At 38.2% G+C, this 19,981-nt stretch carries 21 protein-coding genes and 1 riboswitch; of the genes, 11 read left to right on the top strand and 10 right to left on the bottom strand.

Annotated features, from left to right (window positions below; genetic code table 11):
• The first annotated feature begins 29 nt into the window (after positions 1-29).
• A riboswitch (Fluoride riboswitch) is annotated at positions 30-92 on the top strand.
• Between the two features lie 19 nt (positions 93-111).
• Complete coding sequence (locus H9N25_RS21610; protein ID WP_190327199.1) at positions 112-1,401, top strand: voltage-gated chloride channel family protein; 1,290 nt, start codon at positions 112-114, stop codon at positions 1,399-1,401.
• 62 nt (positions 1,402-1,463) lie between these two features.
• Here H9N25_RS21610 and H9N25_RS21605 read toward each other — a convergent pair whose 3' ends face one another.
• Positions 1,464-2,765, bottom strand: a complete 1,302-nt coding sequence (locus H9N25_RS21605) for an HAD-IB family phosphatase (protein ID WP_190327198.1) — start codon at positions 2,763-2,765, stop codon at positions 1,464-1,466.
• Positions 2,765-3,727 (bottom strand): NAD-dependent epimerase/dehydratase family protein, encoded by a 963-nt coding sequence (locus tag H9N25_RS21600; RefSeq protein ID WP_190327197.1) that lies wholly within the window; start codon positions 3,725-3,727, stop codon positions 2,765-2,767. Before H9N25_RS21600 ends, H9N25_RS21605 begins: the two co-directional genes overlap by 1 nt.
• A gap of 71 nt (positions 3,728-3,798) precedes the next feature.
• Here H9N25_RS21600 and H9N25_RS21595 point away from each other — a divergent pair, with 71 nt between their 5' ends.
• From H9N25_RS21595 to H9N25_RS21585, 3 genes are all read left to right on the top strand, one after another.
• The gene (locus tag H9N25_RS21595) at positions 3,799-4,980 is read left to right on the top strand and encodes a formimidoylglutamase (RefSeq protein ID WP_167296144.1); all 1,182 of its coding nucleotides are present in this window, start codon (positions 3,799-3,801) and stop codon (positions 4,978-4,980) included.
• Between the two features lie 158 nt (positions 4,981-5,138).
• On the top strand, positions 5,139-5,705 hold the full coding sequence (locus H9N25_RS21590) for a DUF4369 domain-containing protein (protein WP_190327196.1): 567 nt from the start codon (positions 5,139-5,141) through the stop codon (positions 5,703-5,705).
• Complete coding sequence (locus H9N25_RS21585; protein ID WP_190327195.1) at positions 5,666-6,292, top strand: peroxiredoxin family protein; 627 nt, start codon at positions 5,666-5,668, stop codon at positions 6,290-6,292. Before H9N25_RS21590 ends, H9N25_RS21585 begins: the two co-directional genes overlap by 40 nt.
• A 66-nt stretch (positions 6,293-6,358) precedes the next feature.
• On the opposite strand, the gene H9N25_RS21580 is transcribed toward H9N25_RS21585, so the two are convergent.
• From H9N25_RS21580 to dcd, 7 genes are all read right to left on the bottom strand, one after another.
• A complete protein-coding gene (locus H9N25_RS21580) occupies positions 6,359-6,865 on the bottom strand; it encodes an SMI1/KNR4 family protein (RefSeq protein ID WP_190327194.1) in 507 nt (168 codons plus the stop codon).
• Between the two features lie 11 nt (positions 6,866-6,876).
• Positions 6,877-8,148, bottom strand: a complete 1,272-nt coding sequence (gene purD / locus H9N25_RS21575; protein WP_167296141.1) for a phosphoribosylamine--glycine ligase — start codon at positions 8,146-8,148, stop codon at positions 6,877-6,879.
• A 65-nt stretch (positions 8,149-8,213) separates the two neighbouring features.
• Positions 8,214-9,095 (bottom strand): SDR family oxidoreductase, encoded by an 882-nt coding sequence (locus tag H9N25_RS21570; protein WP_169502637.1) that lies wholly within the window; start codon positions 9,093-9,095, stop codon positions 8,214-8,216.
• A gap of 165 nt (positions 9,096-9,260) precedes the next feature.
• The gene (locus tag H9N25_RS21565; protein WP_169502638.1) at positions 9,261-10,022 is read right to left on the bottom strand and encodes an enoyl-CoA hydratase/isomerase family protein; all 762 of its coding nucleotides are present in this window, start codon (positions 10,020-10,022) and stop codon (positions 9,261-9,263) included.
• A 98-nt stretch (positions 10,023-10,120) separates the two neighbouring features.
• Entirely contained in the window at positions 10,121-11,881 is a 1,761-nt protein-coding gene (locus H9N25_RS21560; RefSeq protein WP_223833470.1) for a carboxypeptidase-like regulatory domain-containing protein, read from the bottom strand.
• A 26-nt stretch (positions 11,882-11,907) separates the two neighbouring features.
• Positions 11,908-12,810, bottom strand: coding sequence for a hypothetical protein (locus H9N25_RS24770; protein ID WP_223833469.1), 903 nt, complete (start codon positions 12,808-12,810; stop codon positions 11,908-11,910).
• Between the two features lie 715 nt (positions 12,811-13,525).
• Positions 13,526-14,062, bottom strand: a complete 537-nt coding sequence (gene dcd / locus H9N25_RS21555) for a dCTP deaminase (RefSeq protein WP_167296138.1) — start codon at positions 14,060-14,062, stop codon at positions 13,526-13,528.
• Between the two features lie 71 nt (positions 14,063-14,133).
• On the opposite strand from dcd, the gene H9N25_RS21550 reads away from it, so the two are divergent.
• From H9N25_RS21550 to H9N25_RS21530, 5 genes are all read left to right on the top strand, one after another.
• Positions 14,134-14,781, top strand: a complete 648-nt coding sequence (locus H9N25_RS21550; protein ID WP_167296137.1) for a 4'-phosphopantetheinyl transferase family protein — start codon at positions 14,134-14,136, stop codon at positions 14,779-14,781.
• Between the two features lie 11 nt (positions 14,782-14,792).
• Positions 14,793-15,521 (top strand): lipoyl(octanoyl) transferase LipB, encoded by a 729-nt coding sequence (gene lipB / locus H9N25_RS21545; protein ID WP_407947442.1) that lies wholly within the window; start codon positions 14,793-14,795, stop codon positions 15,519-15,521.
• Between the two features lie 45 nt (positions 15,522-15,566).
• Positions 15,567-16,292 carry an SGNH/GDSL hydrolase family protein gene (locus H9N25_RS21540; protein ID WP_190327192.1) on the top strand — a complete coding sequence of 242 codons (726 nt, stop codon included), beginning with the start codon at positions 15,567-15,569 and terminating at the stop codon, positions 16,290-16,292.
• Between the two features lie 86 nt (positions 16,293-16,378).
• Positions 16,379-16,867, top strand: a complete 489-nt coding sequence (locus tag H9N25_RS21535; protein ID WP_167296134.1) for a DUF5684 domain-containing protein — start codon at positions 16,379-16,381, stop codon at positions 16,865-16,867.
• 6 nt (positions 16,868-16,873) lie between these two features.
• Positions 16,874-17,200 carry a DUF2752 domain-containing protein gene (locus H9N25_RS21530; protein ID WP_190327191.1) on the top strand — a complete coding sequence of 109 codons (327 nt, stop codon included), beginning with the start codon at positions 16,874-16,876 and terminating at the stop codon, positions 17,198-17,200.
• Here H9N25_RS21530 and H9N25_RS21525 read toward each other — a convergent pair.
• Positions 17,197-17,940 (bottom strand): RDD family protein, encoded by a 744-nt coding sequence (locus H9N25_RS21525; RefSeq protein ID WP_169502641.1) that lies wholly within the window; start codon positions 17,938-17,940, stop codon positions 17,197-17,199. The two genes, H9N25_RS21530 and H9N25_RS21525, sit on opposite strands and share 4 nt — an antisense overlap.
• Before the next feature lie 200 nt (positions 17,941-18,140).
• Here H9N25_RS21525 and H9N25_RS21520 point away from each other — a divergent pair, with 200 nt between their 5' ends.
• Positions 18,141-19,094: a stage II sporulation protein M gene (locus H9N25_RS21520; protein ID WP_190327190.1), complete on the top strand. Its 954-nt coding sequence runs from the start codon at positions 18,141-18,143 to the stop codon at positions 19,092-19,094.
• 1 nt (position 19,095) lies between these two features.
• Positions 19,096-19,980, top strand: coding sequence for a hypothetical protein (locus H9N25_RS21515; RefSeq protein WP_190327189.1), 885 nt, complete (start codon positions 19,096-19,098; stop codon positions 19,978-19,980).
• The last annotated feature ends 1 nt before the right edge of the window (position 19,981 follow it).

The following is a 19,981-nucleotide window of genomic DNA, read 5'->3' as shown; positions in this document are numbered from 1 at the left end:
TTGCAACAAATAACTAAATTTTATACATTTGGAACAATGGCGATGGAGTACCGCCAAAACCGCCAAAACAGGCTGATGACTCCTACGATTTTTATTTAAAATTGAATTCAAATGCCTGTTAAAAAACTAACAGAAGGATTTCTTCTGTCTATCAAACATTTTATTAAACTCGACTTCGGATTACTCTTAATGAGCACTTTAAAGTGGCTGTTAATCTCTGCGATATTGGGTGGGATTATTGGCTCTGCCTCTGCCCTGTTTTTAGAAACTTTAAACTGGGCAACCAACTACCGTGAGCAGCACATTTGGATGATCGCCTTTTTACCAATTGCGGGTATAATTATTGGTCTGGCCTACCATTATTGGGGCGCAGCAGTTGTAAAGGGTAATAACCTCTTAATTGAGGAATTACAATCGCCCAAGAATGTGATTCCCCTGATTATGGCGCCACTTATTTTTGCGGGGACAATTATAACCCATTTATTTGGCGGATCGGCTGGAAGAGAGGGTACAGCTGTGCAAATTGGAGGGGCCTTTGCAGACCAGTTTACGAAACTGTTTAAACTTAAAGTCAGAGATCGAAAAGTGATCCTCATCTGCGGCATCAGCGCTGGCTTTGCCTCTGTTTTCGGAACACCTTTGGCAGGCGCCGTATTCGGATTGGAAGTTTTCGTTATTGGAAGTTTAACTTATGGTTCCATTCTTCCTTCATTTATTACAGCAATTATTGCCGATTATGCCTGCAAGGCTTGGGGTGTTGGACATACCCATTATTCAATTTCCCTGGTACCGGAAATAAATTCGATCAATTTATTATTATCTTTAGGTGCAGGAGTATTATTTGGACTCACGGCAAGATCTTTCTCTACCTTAAACCATGGCTTATCAAGCCTTTTCAGTAAAATTAAATACCCACCGTTAAGGCCATTTATTGGTGGACTAGTTTTAATTGGCATTATTTACCTAATCGGAAATACACGATATATCGGTTTGGGCATCCCTGTCATTTCAGAATCTTTTGTAAAACAAGAAGCGTATTACACATTTGCAATCAAATTGTTTTTAACTGCATTTACCCTGAGTGCAGGGTTTAAGGGCGGCGAAGTTACTCCACTTTTCTTTATTGGGGCCACACTCGGTAGTTTTTTGAGTTTCTTTATCCCCTTACCTCTTGGCCTGCTAGCAGGAATGGGTTTTGTGGCTGTTTTTGCAGGGGCAGCAAACACCCCTTTGGCTTGTATTTTTATGGGCGTAGAGCTATTTGGTGTATCATCGGGAATTTATATCGCCTTAGCTTGCGTTACTGCTTACTTATTTTCAGGCCATACGGGGATTTATCGCTCACAAACCGTAGGGGCACCTAAACATTTGTTGCTAAAGAGGCATCAGTTTTTGAGGTAGCTAACTTTGACAACTTTCTTTGCAATGCAAAGAAGGTTGTCAAAGCCTTTAGTCGACTATTATTAATACAACACCCTAAACTTTATGGTATGCTCAATCTTTTTCAATGATTTAAACAATTGTTTATCATACTGCGTATTGATGTCGGTAATGGCATAACCAATCTCAGAATTGGTCATTAAAAACTGGCTCACAATGTTGATGTCGTGTTTTGCAAAAACAGTATTGATTTTGGCCATAATACCCGGAACGTTTTTGTGAATATGAATTAAGCGGTGCGATTTATCAATTTTTGGCAATTGTAAGTTAGGAAAATTGCTACTTAAATAAGTTGCCCCGGTATTCATAAAATCGGCAACCCGTTTCGGGATAAAATCGATATTACGTGGATTATTTTTAGGGTCATCGAAAACAACAATACCTTGTTTGGTACATAAATCGAGGTCTATTTTATTTTTCGCATTACCTAAATAACCGATAGTTTTTAGTTTGGCAGCGTTTTTTAATTGTTCTGCGTTTATTTTTTCACCATTAGCTAAAAGAATAATACCCACATCCTTTACGTATTTATCTTCAAATGAAGTTTTATGTCTAATTGATAAACCATCATTTTTAAGGATAGAAATCGTTATGGGGTCAACCTCACCAATTACCAGGCAAAGGATTCTGTTTTTAGGATAAGAAATTGCGCGTGGCAGATCGTTTACATACAAAAACTCGTCGAAGCTTGGTGTTACATGGTCTGCTTTAGAAACAATACTTTCACGGGCTATATTCTCGGTAAATGCAAAAAATTTATTGATGATACCACTTTCTCGCAACTGGAAATCAGAATAACCATCACCTATACCAAATAACTCGCCTTCGAGTTTTAAATGCTGCAGTAATTTTACTTTACCACCTTCCTCACTTAAAGGATTGGCATGATCATAATCTATAATTTTACCATCGCCAGTAGTTACAAAGGTATTGGCATAAATATTTTCTTTTTTGATGTGGTATTGGCTCACTACAGGGGTAATAAATTCTTTAAACCCGCCAGAAACAATCAGCACCTCATCGGCATGTTTCTTAAAAAACTCGGCATTACGCGAAAAAGAAGTAGATACTTTCTTTTTTAAATGTTTAATAAGCTGCTTTAAATGATCTTCGTTAGCCTCAAGAAGCTTAACACGTTGGGCTAAACTTTCGGAGAAGGAAAGTTTTCCTTCCATGGCAAAATTGGTGTAATCTTCAATTTTTTGGAAAATCGCCTCTTTATCTGGGTGGTTCTTTAGCGAAATTCGGGCAAGTTCATCAAGTGCTTCTACCTGTGTAAAGGTACTATCAAAATCGATGATGTAATAGGCTTTTTGTTTGGGCATTATCTTAAATGTTGGGTAATTTCTTTTATGCTTTCGGCAACCGGCTTAAAGGTAATGCCTGTTTCCGCTTTTACTTTATTATTATCGTAATAACTTAAGGTTAAACTGCTCTTTGCAGCATCTCTGGTGATGGAAGGTTGCTTGCCAGTAAATATGGATGCGAATTTTAGCGCCCTCCAGGCTATTCCAAGCATCCATGGTTTTGCTTCTTTTGCTGGTGCCTTAACACCAAAACCCTGCGCAATTTCGCCGAACAGCTCTTTGTAATGATAATCATCGGCAGAAATGATATACCGCTCTCCCGAAACTTCGGAATCCATTAACAGAATCATCACTTTGGCTACGTCCTCAACATCAACAAAACCCGAAGCCCCATCTGTATAAAATGGAAAACCACCTTTTACCAGTTTAAAAATTGCTCCGCTCCCTTCAAAGCCTGCATTTTTACCGATAATTACCGATGGATTGACAATAATAGCATCTAAACCTTCAGTGATGCCCCGCCAAACCTCCATTTCGCCCTCGTATTTCGATAAACCATAGGCATGAGCTTTGGCATCGTATTCCCAAAAGTCTTTTTCAGTAATTTTATTGCCTTTTTTAGCATTTCCTAATGCAGCAACTGAACTTACATGCAATAAACGGCAATTATTTTCGGCACAAAGGTTTACAATATTCGAAGTGCCTTCTATGTTTACATGAAAAAGCTGCTTTTTATCTTTCGGATTAAAGGATACAAATGCAGCGCAATGGTAAACTTTGGTAATCCCTGTAAAGGCATCTTCTAAAGTAGAAGGTTCATTAATGTCGGCCTCAAACCATTCAATCAAAGGAATATTTTCGATCAATGCAGGGATTTTAGAGTGCTCCCGTCTCAAGGCCCGAACAGCTAAACCCTTATCGGTTAACTGCTTAATTAATTCAGATCCTAAAAATCCAGTTCCTCCGGTTACCAGTATCATTTTATTTTTTTCGGGCTATATGTGGAAATACGCATTCAAAAATAGATATTTGAGCCGAGAGTTTTAAATATATGTCATTAACGGATTTCTTTTCCCCTATAAACCCCGATAGTTTTACACCTAAGCAAGGATTTTTTACAAGCCAGCTGGGGTTAAAAGCACAGATTTACACCGAATCGTTTCCCGATTTTGAGGAACACACTTACGATCTGGCAATTTTTGGGGTACTTGATGGAAGAGGTGCCGTTAACAATGAAGGCACTGCCCTGGCACCCGATTATTTTAGAGAGAAATTTTACAAACTCAACGAAGGTGCTTTTAATAGCAGGATTGTCGATTTAGGTAATATTAAACACGGCGCAACCATTGCCGACACTTACATTGCCATCAAAATGGTGGTTTCTGAGTTAATCAAAAAAGACATTATTCCGATCATTATTGGCGGTGGACAGGACCTCACCTATGGCCAATACCTTGGTTATGAAGATTTAGAACAAAAAGTAGACCTGGTGGTTATTGATAATCAATTTGATATTGGCGACGATGACCATGAGGGAATTGCTACCCGATCGGATTGTTACCTAAACAAGATTTTCTTACATCAACCCAATTACCTTTTCAATTTTAGCAATGTGGGCTATCAAACTTATTTTGTAAATCAAGAAAGTTTGAGTGTAATGGACAAATTGTATTTTGATGTACATCGTTTGGGCGAGTTTGCCCAGGATATTACCTTAACAGAGCCCATTATTCGCAATGCAAACATGATTAGCTTTGATATTGGTGCTATCCGATCTGCCGATGCTGCTGCAAATGCGAATACCACCCCAAATGGTTTTGATGGCGAAGAGGCCTGTCGCATAGCCCGTTATGCAGGCATGAACGATAAGTTAAGTTCAATTGGTTTTTACGAGTTTAATCCTGCTTATGATAACAACGGACAAACAGCCTTTTTACTTGCTCAAATGGTATGGTATTTTGTGGATGGATATTACGCCCGTAAAAAGGATTTTCCACTAACTCCGAAATCGCAGTTTATGATCTACAGAACCAGTTTAAAAGATGGTTCGGGAGAAATGATGTTCGTAAAAAGCAAAAAATCAGACCGTTGGTGGATGCAGGTCCCTTATCCATCAGGACAATCTAAAAACGAACGTTACCATCTGGTACCTTGCCGATACGATGATTACCAGACTGCTGTTAATGGCGAAATGCCTGATTTATGGTGGAGAACCTACCAAAAATTAAACTAAACTTATGTAAGTTCAAAGTAGGATTAGAAAAATCCTATTATATATGAGGAATGTTATTGGGCGTTAAATAATTAAACGAATAAATCTCATAATTTTACACAGCTATTTACGTTTTAGCCGTACAGATTTCTATATTTGGACGGAATTAAACTAACCTCATGAAAAAAATATTATTATCTGCAATGGCACTATTGCCTCTTGCAGCTTTGGCACAAAAGCCATTTACAGTTAGTGGCGATATAAAGGGACTGAAAACCGGAGATAAGGTTTATCTGATCTATCAAGGTGACGGCAAAAATGTCACCGATTCTGCAACAGTAACAAATGGTGCCTTTGCATTTAAAGGATCATTGTTGAGCCCTGCGCAAGGAAGTCTTTTCTTAAACAAAAACCCTTACGTAAACCGTCCGGCACAAGGCGAGAAATTAGATGCTTTATCGCTATATGTAGAACCAGGAAACATAAAGCTGACTGCGGCAGATTCTTTAAAGAAAGCAACAATTACCGGTTCGCCAGTTAATGACGATGCAAAGAAATTAAAAGCATTAACTAAACCTGTAGCAGATAAGCTTGCCGCAATTAATGCAGAATATGCGGCTTATACGCCGCAGCAAAAACAAGACAAGGCCGTTATGGAGGCTTTAGGTGCTCGTTATGACAAAGAAGCTGCAGCGATGCCCCATTATTGTTACAGTTTGCTAACAGCAATCCAAAATCATTTATAAGCTTAACTTCAATTAGCCAGCTGACTTCAGATCCTGATCAGGCTGCTGCTGCAGAGAAGGCTTTTATTGCATTATCACCAGAATTGAAGGCAACTTCGAACGGTAAAAAAATTGCTCAAATATTCGATGCTGGAAGAAAAACTGCTGTAGGTGCCATGGCTATGGATTTTACTCAAGTTGATACCGCCGGAAAACCTGTTAAATTATCTGATTTTAAAGGTAAATACGTACTGGTAGATTTTTGGGCATCATGGTGCGGCCCTTGTCGTAAAGAAAACCCTAATGTAGTTGTTGCCTATAATAAATTTAAAGATAAAGGCTTTACTGTATTGGGTGTTTCATTGGATGGAGGAAACACCAGAACAACCAAAGCAGCGTGGCAAAAAGCCATCGAGGCCGACAAGTTAACCTGGACACATGTATCTGATTTGAACGGCTGGAACAATGAAGTGGCTCAAATGTATGGCATCCAATCAATCCCGGCTAATTTCCTAATTGATCCAACAGGCAAAATTATTGCTAAAGGCTTAAGGGAACAGGCTTTACAAGATAAACTTCAAGAATTATTAGGAAGTAAATCGAAATAAAAAAGCATTAAAACAAAGAAAGCCCCAATTTTGATTGGGGCTTTCTTTGTTTTATAGGAAAACGTATTAAGAAGATTTTAAAAAATCCAATACGTTAATGAAATAATTTTCAAGCCCTTCGTAAGGGTCTTCTCCAGGTATCCATGATGCGAATTTCCAGTATTCCCAATCGGCATTTTCGCTTATGGGAGGGATTAAAAGGAAATATTGCTCTTCGTCTACTCCACCAACAATAATACTTCTGGCAAGTTTAATAGCCACTTCTAGTAACTCATCGTTTTCTGTCCAAATCTCGATCAGCTGTGGATCAACATCTTTTAAAAACGCTATATCGCTTATTTTGGAAAACGATGGGTCAACGTTTTCATTTGGCGTAGTAAACCCATTGGTAATTAGTAGAAAGTCTTTATAATCCGATGGTAGCGTTAACCCTAGTTTTGTTTCAGCTTCTTGTATTTCGGCTAAGGTGGCAGGTTGGCTACCTAGCCATTTTGCTTCGACCTGCTCGGTTGTAAAACTAAACTCCCCTTGTTTAATTGCTGTTTCGGAAATCTTCTTGAGTACTTTTTTCAACTTATATCCTTTTAAACTAAGTCAAAACCTATATCTTCTCTAAAATATTTTCCATCGAAATAAATCCTGCCAGCATCAGCGGTTGCAGATTGTAAAGCAGTAAACAAATCTTTTTGTAAACTGGTAATTGCAATTACCCTTCCTCCATTTGTTTTCACCACATCATTTTCTAACAACGTGCCGGCATGGAATGCATTCGAATGACGTAAGTTCTCGATTCCTGTAATGGCTTTACCTTTCAGGTAATCGCCCGGGTAACCACCTGCCACAATCATTACAGTAGCAGCTGTTTGTTCAGAAATAACCAAACTTACCTGGTTTAATTGTTTGTTGGCAGTAGCTAAAAACAACTCTACCAAGTCGTTTTCAATTCTAGGGATCACGCTCTCTGTTTCAGGATCGCCCATACGTGCATTGTATTCGATTACAAATGGCTCTTCACCTACTTTAATCAGTCCGAAAAAGATGAAACCAGTGTAATCGATATTATCTTTCTTTAAACCATCAACTGTTGGTTTAATAATGCGTTCTTCTACTTTAGCCAAAAATTCTGGTGTGGCAAAAGGAACCGGAGAAACCGAGCCCATACCACCGGTATTTAAACCTGTATCGCCAATACCAATCCGTTTATAATCTTTAGCAGAAGGTAGTGTAATATAATTTTCACCATCAGTTAAAATAAATACCGAAAGTTCTATTCCGCTTAAAAATTCTTCGATTACTACTGTTGCCCCAGCTGCACCAAATTTACCGCCAAGCATCAGTTTTAATTCCTCCTGAGCTTCTATGGTTTCGGTACAGATTAATACACCTTTACCTGCTGCCAAACCATCTGCTTTTAAAACAACCGGCAAAGCATGGTTTTGCAGATAAGCTAGGCCATCTTCCAAAGTTTCGGGTGTGAAAGATTTTGAAGCTGCAGTAGGAATGCCATGGCGCTCCATAAACTGTTTAGAAAAATCTTTACTTCCTTCTAAGATAGCACCTTCTTTTTTAGGACCAATAACCGGGATGTGCGCAATGGCTTTGTCGGCAAGGAAAAAATCGTGAATACCATTTACCAAAGGTTCTTCCGGACCTACTACAACGAGTTCGATGTTTTCGGCAAGCACTACTTTTTTAATGGCATCAAAATCGTTTACATTGATGTTGATATTTGTACCATAAGCCCCTGTACCACCGTTACCTGGAGCAATAATTAGTTTATCACAGTGCGAAGACTGGCTCATTTTCCAAGCGAATGCGCTTTCTCTGCCGCCTGAACCTAAAAGTAAGATATTCATATGGGCAAAGATAATATTTTAGTAACAAGTAGCGAGTATCAAGTAATAAGACTTGTCATCAAATACTAGCTTCCCTTAGCACTTCTTGTCATTTGTTCGAGCATATCCCACATTTCGTTCGGGATGGCTTCCAAACCATTCATCTGCCCCGCTCCCTGCAACCATTCGCCACCATCAATGGTAATTACTTCGCCATTAATGTAACCTGAAAAATCACTCACCAGAAATGCCGCTAAATTGGCGAGTTCCTGATGATCGCCAACTCTTTTCAGAGGCACACGATTTTTAAAATCAAATTTTTTGGCTAAATCACCTGGCAATAAACGCTCCCAGGCACCTTTGGTTGGAAACGGACCTGGAGCAATAGCATTCGTTCGGATACCATATTTACCCCACTCTACGGCTAAAGACCTTGTTAGGGCTAAAACACCACCTTTTGCACAGGCCGAGGGCACAACATAAGCTGAGCCTGTAAATGCGTAAGTGGTAATTATATTTAAGACTGTTGCCGCTTGTTTTTCCTTAATCCAATGTTTACCAAATGTAAGCGTACAGTTAACCGTCCCTTTTAAAACGATATCGATAATAGATGAAAATGCATTGGCTGATAAGCGTTCCGTTGGCGAGATAAAATTACCTGCAGCATTGTTCAATAATACATCAACCGAACCAAATCTTTCTAAGGTTTTGGCCAATACGTTTTCTACCTGTGCTACTTCTCTAACATCACAGGCAACGGCTAATACTTTGCCACCTGTTTTTTCTTCCATTTCATCGGCAGTTTTTTGCAGTACATCCTGCTTCCTGCTTGTAATTACCAGGTTGGCACCTAATTTCAAAAAATATACGCCCATTGCTTTCCCCAACCCCGTTCCACCACCTGTAATTACAATGGTTTTTCCTTTTAAAGCGTCTTCTCGGAGCATTGGTGAGTTATAGTTGAACATAATTAAAGTTGGTTAATTGGTTAACTGTTTAAATCGGTTAATTGCTAAACGGGTTAAATGTTGATATTGTTATATTGCCAAATTGCTGGGGATGGTTAACTGTTCGAGTAGGTTAATTGCGGTGCAATCACCAGAAACTGAAAACGATCAATTATGAACTGAAAACTACTTCCGCTGCAGGTTGGCTAAAATTGTTTTTAAGATATGGCGCGTTGCAGGCGACCACCACTGTGCTAACATTTTTTCTAAAGTAGCAGATTGATCGGCACTTACGGCAGTAATTAATTCCTCGCGGATATTTAATTTACTTTGCGACCAGGTATTGCTTTCAAGCTCCATGTATTTTTTAATCTTGCGTTCGGCTGCTGTTAACAAACTTTCGTTCTTTACCAGTTCATCTACCAGGCCAACCTTTAAAGCTTCTTCGGGATTATACAACTTACCAGAAAGTAAACTGCGGGTAGCTTCGGCTTTACCGATCCAGAAGGCATACAAGTGAAAAATACTATTGGGTACGATAATACCTACCGGAACCTCGTTTAAGCCAATAATATATTGGCCTTCTGCCATTACCCGATAATCGCAGGCTAAAGCCATTACGCATCCACCAGCCGGGCTATGGCCACTAATTGCAGCTACCATTGGTTTTTTAAAAGAAACCATATTGGCTGTAAAACCCAAAAATAACTGCCAGAAAGATTTAGCTTCTTCTTCGTTATAGTTATAAAGTTCTACCAAATCCAATCCTGCAGAAAAGAAAGGCGCTGTTCCCGTTAAAATTACACCACCAATGTTATCATCGGCGGCAATATTTTTAAGTATATCATCAAGCTCGGTAATCAGCTCGCGGTTTAAGGCATTCGATTTCCCTCTATCTAATGTGATAGTTGCCAAGCGATCTTTAACACTTACTTTTATTGTATTCATATTTTAAATAGTATCAAGATTTAAGAATCTAGTATCAAGATAAATACACTACAGCATAAACTATGCATGCATACTAATTCAAATTTATCTATTTTTATCTATTTAACATCATAAGTATAAACTTTTCTTGCCAAATGCCCTAATGCATCTATTCCTTCTATTACTACGCGGTAGGTTCCAGGCTCATCTGCATTGTAAAATTCGAATTGTGCTTTCCCATCTTTATCTGTAACAACCTGTGGGTTCCAATAAATAGTGGTTCTTAAATCAGTCCGGCTGCTTGAGCTTGCCGCATCATATTTTGGAGAATAAAACTCTCTTGAAATCGTAAATCCTTTTGGATTAAAGGTTACAATACCTGGTGCATAACGAGCAGTACTTCTTCCCCCGTCGCCACGTTTAGTGGTGATAATAATTACACCTCCACTGCCTTGCGAACCATAAATTGCCGTATTACCGATACTTTTTAACAGCTCAATAGATTCTACATCCATAGGGGTAACGTTATCCAGAAAATCGGCCTCCATCTGCATCCCGTCAACAACAATACGAATTGGCGTGTCTTGGCTCCGCATCAGATATGGCACATTCCCTCTAAATATTACACCTGGCAAACGACCCTGTAAACATTGAGATAAGGTAACACAAGTGGATAACTGATCGGCTGTCATAATAAAATCGGCCCTACCCGCACCATTTAAATTCGATGAATTTTTCGCCGGGTTTTTCTTTTCGGTAATCGTAACCTCTTCGAGTTTAATGGTCCGCTCCAGCAAACCTAAACGGGTCATCTCATTAAAATAGTTATCACTTTCTTTAATATATTTCATCAAAGTATTATTCACATTGATATCGATATCGGCTCCATTTTTATTCTTGGTTACAATCTGTCCCGGAACAATATCAAGATTAATATCTACAAATTTCCTTTCTGTTTTAGTTCTTGCCTGCACCACAAATTTTGTACTATCGCCAAAACTTAAATTATCGAAAACAAATTTTCCTTCGGCATTTGTTACCGTATCCAAAATGTACATGGTTCCTTTCGTAGCCATTAGCATTACCTTACCACCAGGCACGGGCTTATTTCCTTTTGTTACCGTTCCGCTAATGGTAATAGACTGTTCGGGCTTGTAGGTAATATTCGGACCAACATTATTGATAATGTTTTTCCAAAGAAATCTTCTCCAGCCCTGGGTAAGCATTAGGTTATCGAGTTCTTTTTGTGTTTGTAGATCATCTTTTAAAAAATAATGATTCGGTTTTTCTACGTAGCCGGTCAGATCAGACGTAAGTAACAACGAGGTGAGTATATTCGACTCATTATCTTCATCAGGTGTTACTTTTGCTGCGTTGGTTACAGCAACCGAAAAACTGCCTAAAACGGGTTTATTATCATTAGTTGCATTAAAAGTAAAAGCTGCTTTTCCTCTTTTCGAACTAGAAACTCCTGATGTATTAATCGATACGTCAATTAACTCGGCCTTGTTATTAATAAAAACCAATCGCTCTGCCAAAGGCTGATTGTTGCTCGAAAATAAAGTAAACTGCACAATACCGGTTGGCAGGTTCTTTTTTGGAATATTGGCCACTAGTACCTGTTTATCCATTTTAGCTTTCGAGCCATAATATACATTGCCACCATGCTGTGCCACAACTTTAAGTTCATCGCCATTCACAAGATCGGCACTTGCCATAATTTTTACCACCACTTTACCTGTATCTAAAGCATTTACCGAAAGTGCATAACCACTTTTAACGGCCACAGGTAGTTTCAAGGTTTTTTCTGATCCATCCTTAAATTTAACCTTTGCCGCATATGACTTGCCGGCCTGATTGTTAAATACAAAGTTACCCATACCTAAATAATTGGTGGCAAAACTGGTTACTTCATTCCCCCTTCGTCTATTATACTTCCTTCTACATCTTCGCCGCGGCCATCGGCATTAACCGCTTTAATGGCAACTTTTTGTGGCAATTCTTCAACAAATGTCCCTCCCTCTGGCAGAAACTGTACGTCAACATTGTTAGACGTGGAAGTGATCGGAATAGATTTGATTACTTTTTGTTTATTATCCAGCGTGATGGTAGCAATAATCTTCCCTGATTTATTTTGGAAAGATTGATTGTTTGTGAAACTAATTACCGCATCACCCGTTAAACTGGTTTTAACTTTACCCTTTGTAACGGTACGATAATCTAACTGGACTTCATAATTTACTTCATTTTCGCTATAAGCAACACCATTTTTATCTTCAAAATGAACTGTTGCAGTTACTTTATCCGCATTGTTCTCTTTGGTAAAATTGTAAGAAGTTTTTGTAAAAACTTTGTTAGCCCAGCTATTTCCGATCTTAATTGTCTTATCGTAAAAGAATTCAGTGCCAAAATTACGCATGTAATTGGTATATGCCCTAATTCTGTAATTGCCCTCGCCAAGTGAATCTGTTAGCTTAAAATCGCCCCAGGTAATCCCTCCCATAATGGGTAATTTAACCAATTTTTTTAGCGAATCTTTTTCATTGATGAGCTCTACATACAGGATCTTGCTAATGCCCGAAGGCGCTGAAGTCTTAGTATTCACAACATAAGCTTTGAACCAAATATCATCTCCAATGGCATAATAAGGCTTATCTAAATGCAAATGAACCTTTTCTTGAGGATATTTACTGGTATAATCTTCTAGTTTTTGTAAGAGCTGGCTAAACGGATCATCATCCATTTTAAATGCACCAAAAACAATAAGCAGAGATAGAAAACTGATTGCGAGAGTAATTTTGAGTTTCATGTGGTTAGGTAACAAATAAATACGTGTCAAGGTACAAAACCTAGGGCATACTTTTATGAAGTTACCATGAAATTTAGTTGGACTTCTAAGTTTTTAGTTAACCACTACAAATTTGCTTTATTTATTAAATGGCAGCGCTATGAAGGTCATTATAAGCTAATTTTCATTTAGATGAAGAATTGTCACATGTTAAGTAGTTTAGAAACGAATGGTCTAAAGCATTTGACAACGTCAGTCCCGTTCGCTTTAATCGGGTTTAAAAACAAGGGGTTGTAATCCTTGCAACCCAACACATGAAATACTGCTGTAACCTCCTCCCGTTGCAGCGTTACCCTACAGCAACAAGGCACGAGAAAGCGAAGCGTAAACAGGTAGAAACTTTTTGTTGTGCTGAAGCATTGCGCTTCAGGTGATATTAGTGCTTTAGGATTAGGAAATGAGTGGCCTGTGGTGCTTGGAGGTTGGCAGCCCCGCTTTACGCTTTACTGCGTTGCACTCCGTGTTCGCTGCAATCGGGTTTAGGAACAAGGTTTAATGCCTGAAAGCAGACCGCCAATCATAAAACCCGACAGCAGCGGCGGCTTTCGATTCTTCCATCGGGACCACAGCGAATGGCGGGACTACCGCAGCCACAGCACACTGCCTGTTAATTTCCAAAAAAGAAAAAGATACCATCTTTCAATAAGCTATTGGCTACTAACCGATTAAGCAATCTCTAAAACCTATTCTTCCACATCATACTTTCTACCGGCCTGGTGGTTTTATTATTGTACTTAGCGTTACCTTTTGAATTATACATTGTTTCAATCTTACCTTCAACAACAAAATAAATCAATTGGCCAATAGGCATTCCGGCATAAATTTTTACAGGTTGTGCTACCGAAATTTCCAATGTCCAGGTGTTACAAAAACCAACATCACCTTTACCTGCTGTGGCATGGATATCGATGCCTAAACGGCCGGTACTGCTTTTACCTTCTAAAAAAGGCACATGCCCGTGTGTTTCGGTGTATTCTACAGTAACACCAAGATAAAGGGTTCCTGGGTAAAGGACATAACCATCTTTAGGAATTTCGAAATGTTCGATTTCGTTGTGCGCCTTCGCATCGAGCACACGACTTTTATATGTAGCCAGGTATTTACCTAAATGAACATCATACGAGTTGGTTCCTAAACATTCGCGTTTAAAAGGCTCTATGATGATTGTTCCCTTCTCAATTTCTTCTAATATCCTGCTATCAGATAATATCATTTTTATACGTATTTTTGGCCTAAATTATCATTTATTTAAGATAATTTTGCATGTAATTTCCAATTTAATCAATGCCAATAATTTACAACAAAAATATTGATCAGCATGCTGTTTTAGCAATTTGGAAAATTGAGGAAACAGAAGAAGAATTGTTGGCCGGACTGCAGCTTAAGCAGCATGAACATGATATTATTTCATCATTAAACAGTGGTAAGCGGTTATTACATTGGCTAAGCACAAGGTTGTTATTGAGAACAATGCTGAATACTACCGAGTATATCGATTGCCAGTTTGATGAACATGGCAAGCCCTATCTGGTGAATTTCGATTATCATATTTCGTTAAGCCATTCTTATGATTATGCTGCCGTAATGATTAGTAAAGAGCATGCTGTGGGTGTTGATATTGAAATGATTAAGCACAAAATAAAAAGCATTAAGCATAAGTTTTTAAGCGATGTAGAGCTTGCCCAAAAACAGATCGGAGATAATACCGATGGCTTATACGTGGCCTGGTGTGCTAAAGAGGCTATTTATAAATGGCACGGAAAAAAAGGTTTAGAATTTAAACAACATATCCATATTAAACCTTTTAAGTTAAAAAACGAAGGCTCTTTAAATGCATTGGTAGAGCTACCAACGGGTACGCGGGAGCTGACCGTTAATTACTTTAAAACAAAAGACGGTTACATGCTAGGCTATGTTGCCAGCAATTCTTAAAATAAATGGAGATGAACGATACAGCGGAAAAAGCAATTGCAGCAGGTTTAGTGCCAACTACTTTTGCAGACTGGGGCTTAACAGACTACCAGGAAGCATGGGATAAACAGGAAGATTTACTAAATAAAACGGTAGCCATTAAAACAGAAAACCGCGTAAACAACACCAATAAGTCTACGCCAAACCATCTGGTATTTTGTGAGCACCCACATGTGTACACTTTAGGCAAAAGCGGGCATCCCGAAAATTTATTATTAGATGACCAGGGATTAAAGGATAAACATGCGACTTACTATAAAATAAACCGCGGTGGCGACATCACTTATCATGGCCCAGGACAGATCGTGGGTTACCCGATTCTTGATCTTGATAATTTCTTTACCGACATCCATTTATATTTACGTACCCTAGAGGAAGCCGTTATTCTTACCTTAAAGGATTATGGAATAGAAGCTGGCCGTTATCCAGGTTTTACAGGGGTATGGTTAGATGCCGATAACGAAAAGGCCCGTAAAATATGCGCCATGGGCGTTCGTTGCAGCCGTTGGGTTACCATGCATGGTTTTGCCTTTAATGTAAATGTAGATTTAGATTATTTTAAAAATATTGTGCCCTGTGGCATTGATGATAAAGCGGTAACTTCTTTAGCAAAAGAACTCGGTTATCATCTCGATATGGAAGAGGTAAAAGGAAAATTAAAGAATCATATTGCCGAACTCTTTAAAATGCAGCTGATTTAATTGACTGGATAAAACTAAACCGAGCGCTAATTCGTAGATTAAGCTATGAAGATTTTATTAAGCGCCATTTTAATTTCTTTCTTAACTTCGGGCTGTACAAAACAACAGCCTATGCCTACTGAACCAATTATCGATCGATCAACAGTTTCACCAAATGGAGAACGTAATTTCACTTACCTCGCACTTGGCGATTCTTATACCATTGGCGAATCGGTTAAACAGGCAGAATCTTTTCCTTATCAGCTTCAAAGTTTATTAAAAACTCAAGGCATCAGCATAGCTGATCCAAAAATTATTGCGGTAACCGGCTGGACAACAGACGAACTTCAGGCGGGTATAAAAAAAGAGAATTTAACAGGAACCTATAGTTTTGTTACGCTTTTGATTGGCGTAAATAATCAATACCGGGGTTACCCAATAAACACTTACAAAAAGGAATTCACAGAATTGTTACAAACAGCAATCGCTTTTGCAGGAGGTAACAAGAATAAGGTTTTTGTAGTTTCTATTCCAGATTGGGGGGCTACGCCCTTCGGTAAAAACTCAGGGCGAAACGCACAAACGATTGCTAATGAAATTGATAGCTTTAATGCTGCAAACCAAGAAATCACGCTTTCAGCAGGGGTAAATTATACCAACATTACCCCTGCATCTCGAAATGCTGCAACAGATTTATCGTTGGTGGCGAGCGATGGATTGCACCCAAGTGCTAAAATGTATACAGAATGGGCAACTGCTTTATTACCAAAAGTGGCCAATGTATCGAAATAATTAAACGTTTGTTTATGCTGTTTTTAAATTAAAAAATTTATTTTAGTTCAACTATTTAAATTAATCACCTTTAAAAACAGTAAATTATGAATGAGTATGAATCAAGTGGACTAGCCGCAGGTATTGGTCTGGTAGGCGGAATTATTTACCTGGCGGTAATTGTTTTGTTGATTGCCGGAATGTGGAAAACCTTCGAAAAAGCTGGAAAACCAGGCTGGGCTGCTATTATCCCCATTTACAACTTAATTATTTTGCTTGAAATTATTGGTAAACCAATGATCTGGATTTTATGGATGCTTATCCCTTGCGTAAACATTGTATTCGGAATTTGGGCAACGAACCTACTAAGCAAGAGCTTTGGCAAATCAGAAGGTTTTACTGTCGGTTTGGTTATCTTTCCATACATTTTTTGGCCAATTTTAGGTTTTAGTGATGCTAAATACTTAGGGCCATCGGCAGCAGAAGCACAAAATGGTGGTTTTGGCAACAATCCTTTCAATAACCCAAATAATCCATTTAACAAACCATTCGGCAATCAAGACACTCCAAACGATACTCCTCCACCTACAGTTTAATTCTGGATGTTTATCATATTTATATTTTGCAGCTTAATCAACCTGGTTGATTGGCTGCAAAATCATTTAATCCCCTGCCCATTTAAAGCTTTAACAGGAATCGATTGTCCGGGTTGCGGCTTTCAAAGATCTTTTATCGCCCTTATTCAAGGTGATTTATCAAAAAGCTGGTCGCTCTATCCGCCTACCATTCCGCTGTTGTTTTTGTTTATCTCAGCTGGCTTACTATATAAACTTCAAGTCAAACAACGTTCTTTTATCTTTAGAATATTGGTTATCGTAATTGGTAATTTTGTAATGATCAGCTATTTACACAAAATGTTTTTTAGCTAAACACTCATATTGGCTGTAAGGTGATTATAATCCTTTAATACGGTCTCTAAAAATTGTAACTCGTTCATCCCACCCGGAATAGTTACAAAAATGTGTTCCTTGGTTTTGGCTGCCATGGCATAAATTAAATCGGCATTTCCGGTTTGGTAATAACCAGTCAACACCTCATGAATAAGCTCTATATCTCTGTCATTTAAGTGCAGTACTTCCTTAAACTGTGGTTCATATTCTTCAGGTAAATTAAAACTGAAGGCCACATTAGAAAATTCGGTTCTTGGTTTAGTTTTGATTAGCGTTGTTTTAGCCAGTATATCGCCCAATCGTTGATGATTTTTTGTTACCACTACAGAAACCAGTGCAACAACGCCCCAGCCAAAAGGAAAGCCAAAATCGATCATTCGAAATAACCACCTAAAAATATACTGCCCAATGGTTGGCTGTGTACCATCAATGCTTATTACCTTTATCTTTAACACCTTCTTTCCCAAAGTTTGGCCATCCATGGTGATTTCGCAAACCAGATCGTAGAAAGCAAAAATTGCCAGGAAAATAAAGAAAATAACTATTGCAGCACTTCCAGACATTGCCATTTGGGCAGCTCCCATTATCACCAGGGTAATTATAGCAAGAATTAGAAATCCAGCCAGATCTATACATCTTGCGGCTATACGCTCGCCCAGGCCAGCAATTTCGTAATCAATATCAATATTTTGAGCCGTGCTAATTCTGATGCTATCCATATTCAAACATAATTTTTTTTAAAGATAATAGCGGTAGATTGATCTTTATTTTTTTTAAACTAAAGTTTTCTTATATTTTCATATTTGGATTGTTCATCTACGTATATTTGTTCTGGTGGGTTAAGCAATTTGAAAACAATATTGGTTTCATTTCCGTAAAAAATTAGCTATTTTAACCCAAGATTTGGTAAGGTCTATAAATGAGAGAAGCATTATTTGTTAAACAGAATTCGAAGAAGTGGCAACATTATGATTCCATGCAACCCGCAAATCCTGATGAAGTGGCCAACCAGTTTATCGAAATCACTAACGATTTAGCTTACTCAAAAACGTTTTATCCTAATTCGAAAACAACAGCCTATCTTAATGGCTTAGCTTCTAAATTACATCAGTCGGTTTACAAAAACAAAAAGGAAAAGTCGAACCGGTTTATCCATTTCTGGAAAACAGAACTCCCCTTAATATTCCTACAACACAGAAAACAGGTATTTTATGCATTGGCATTTTTCTTGGTTTCTTGTGCCATTGGTGCTTTATCGGCCAAATACGACGACACTTTTGTACGATTGATTATGGGTGATGGTTATGTAAACATGACCAACGAAAACATTGCCAAAGGCGATCCGTTCGGGGTTTATAAACAAAGTAATGAGTTTATGATGTTCATGCAAATTGGGGTCAATAATATTTATGTTGCGCTTTATACCTTTGTTTTGGGTATTATATTTTCATTTGGCTCCATTGTTTCATTATTCAGAAATGGAGTAATGCTGGGCTCGTTTCAATATTTCTTCTTTAGCAAGGGCTTGGGTTTTCAATCGGTTCTGGTGATCTGGATTCACGGAACATTAGAAATATCGGCAATTGTTTTGGCTGGTGCAGCTGGTTTAATTTTGGGCAATAGCCTTTTATTCCCTAAAACCTATACCCGTATGGCTTCAGTTTTAAAAGGGGCCAAAGATGGATTGAAAATTGTAATTGGCCTGATACCGATTTTTATAGTTGCGGCATTCTTTGAAAGTTTCGTTACCCGACATACTGAAATGCCTTTATGGCTAAGCATGTTCATTCTGTTATCTTCTGCAGCTTTCATTATTTGGTATGTATTTATATACCCCATAAAAATCTACAATAAACAAGCAACACTAAATTAACATGCTAGGGAAAATTGAATTTAAGAAAAGAAGAGATTTCGGACAGGTGATCAACGACACCTTTACCTTCATGCGTCAAAATTTTAAGCCACTCATTAAAATATATTTCACATTTTGTGGCTTATTTGTACTGGCTAGTATGTTAACCATGTTATTGCAACAATACAAAATGGTTAACATCATCAATACCATTGGTAATGGAAGGAATACCAAAGGCTTAGGTTTTTCAGCTTTATATGGATTAGAGTATTTCCTATCTATTTTATTCTCTTTAGCAACATATGCCAGTATGAGTGTCGCCATACTATCTTATATCGCTATATACGTGCAGAAAGGGAACCAAACGCCAACCACCGATGAAGTATGGGGATACTTTAAATATTATTTTTTCAGGATTTTTGGCAGTTCTATCCTATTAATTATCCTGTTATGTATTGCCTTTATGTTTTGCCTTGTACCTGGCTTCTGGCTATTCCCCTATGTGGCCATGATGTTCCCGATAATGGTAATTGAAAATGGTTCATTAGGTTATTCATTTAACAGGAGCTTCAAAATTATTAAAGATAATTTCTGGATTACTTTCGGTACGCTGATCGTAGTATGGATTATTGTTTATGCCTGTATGAGCATGATTGTTTTACCTACAAGTTTATTCAATATGATTGGTATGTTTACGCATAAAACCCCACATATGTCTTTAACACTTACCATGATTACAACTGTTTTGCAGTCGTTATGCCAGGTATTTACCATCATTCCCATTATTACCATTTCATTGGCTTATTTCAGTTTGGTTGAACAAAAAGAAAACACCGGCCTAATGGAACGGATTTCTAATTTTGGCAATACCGAAAAACCTGTAGATACCAGACCTGAAGAATATTAAA

The sequence above is a fragment of the Pedobacter riviphilus genome (assembly GCF_014692875.1).
Taxonomy (GTDB): Bacteria; Bacteroidota; Bacteroidia; order Sphingobacteriales; family Sphingobacteriaceae; genus Pedobacter; species Pedobacter riviphilus.
The sequence above is the reverse complement of the archived record's forward strand: the minus strand, read 5'-3'. Positions and strand labels throughout refer to the sequence as shown.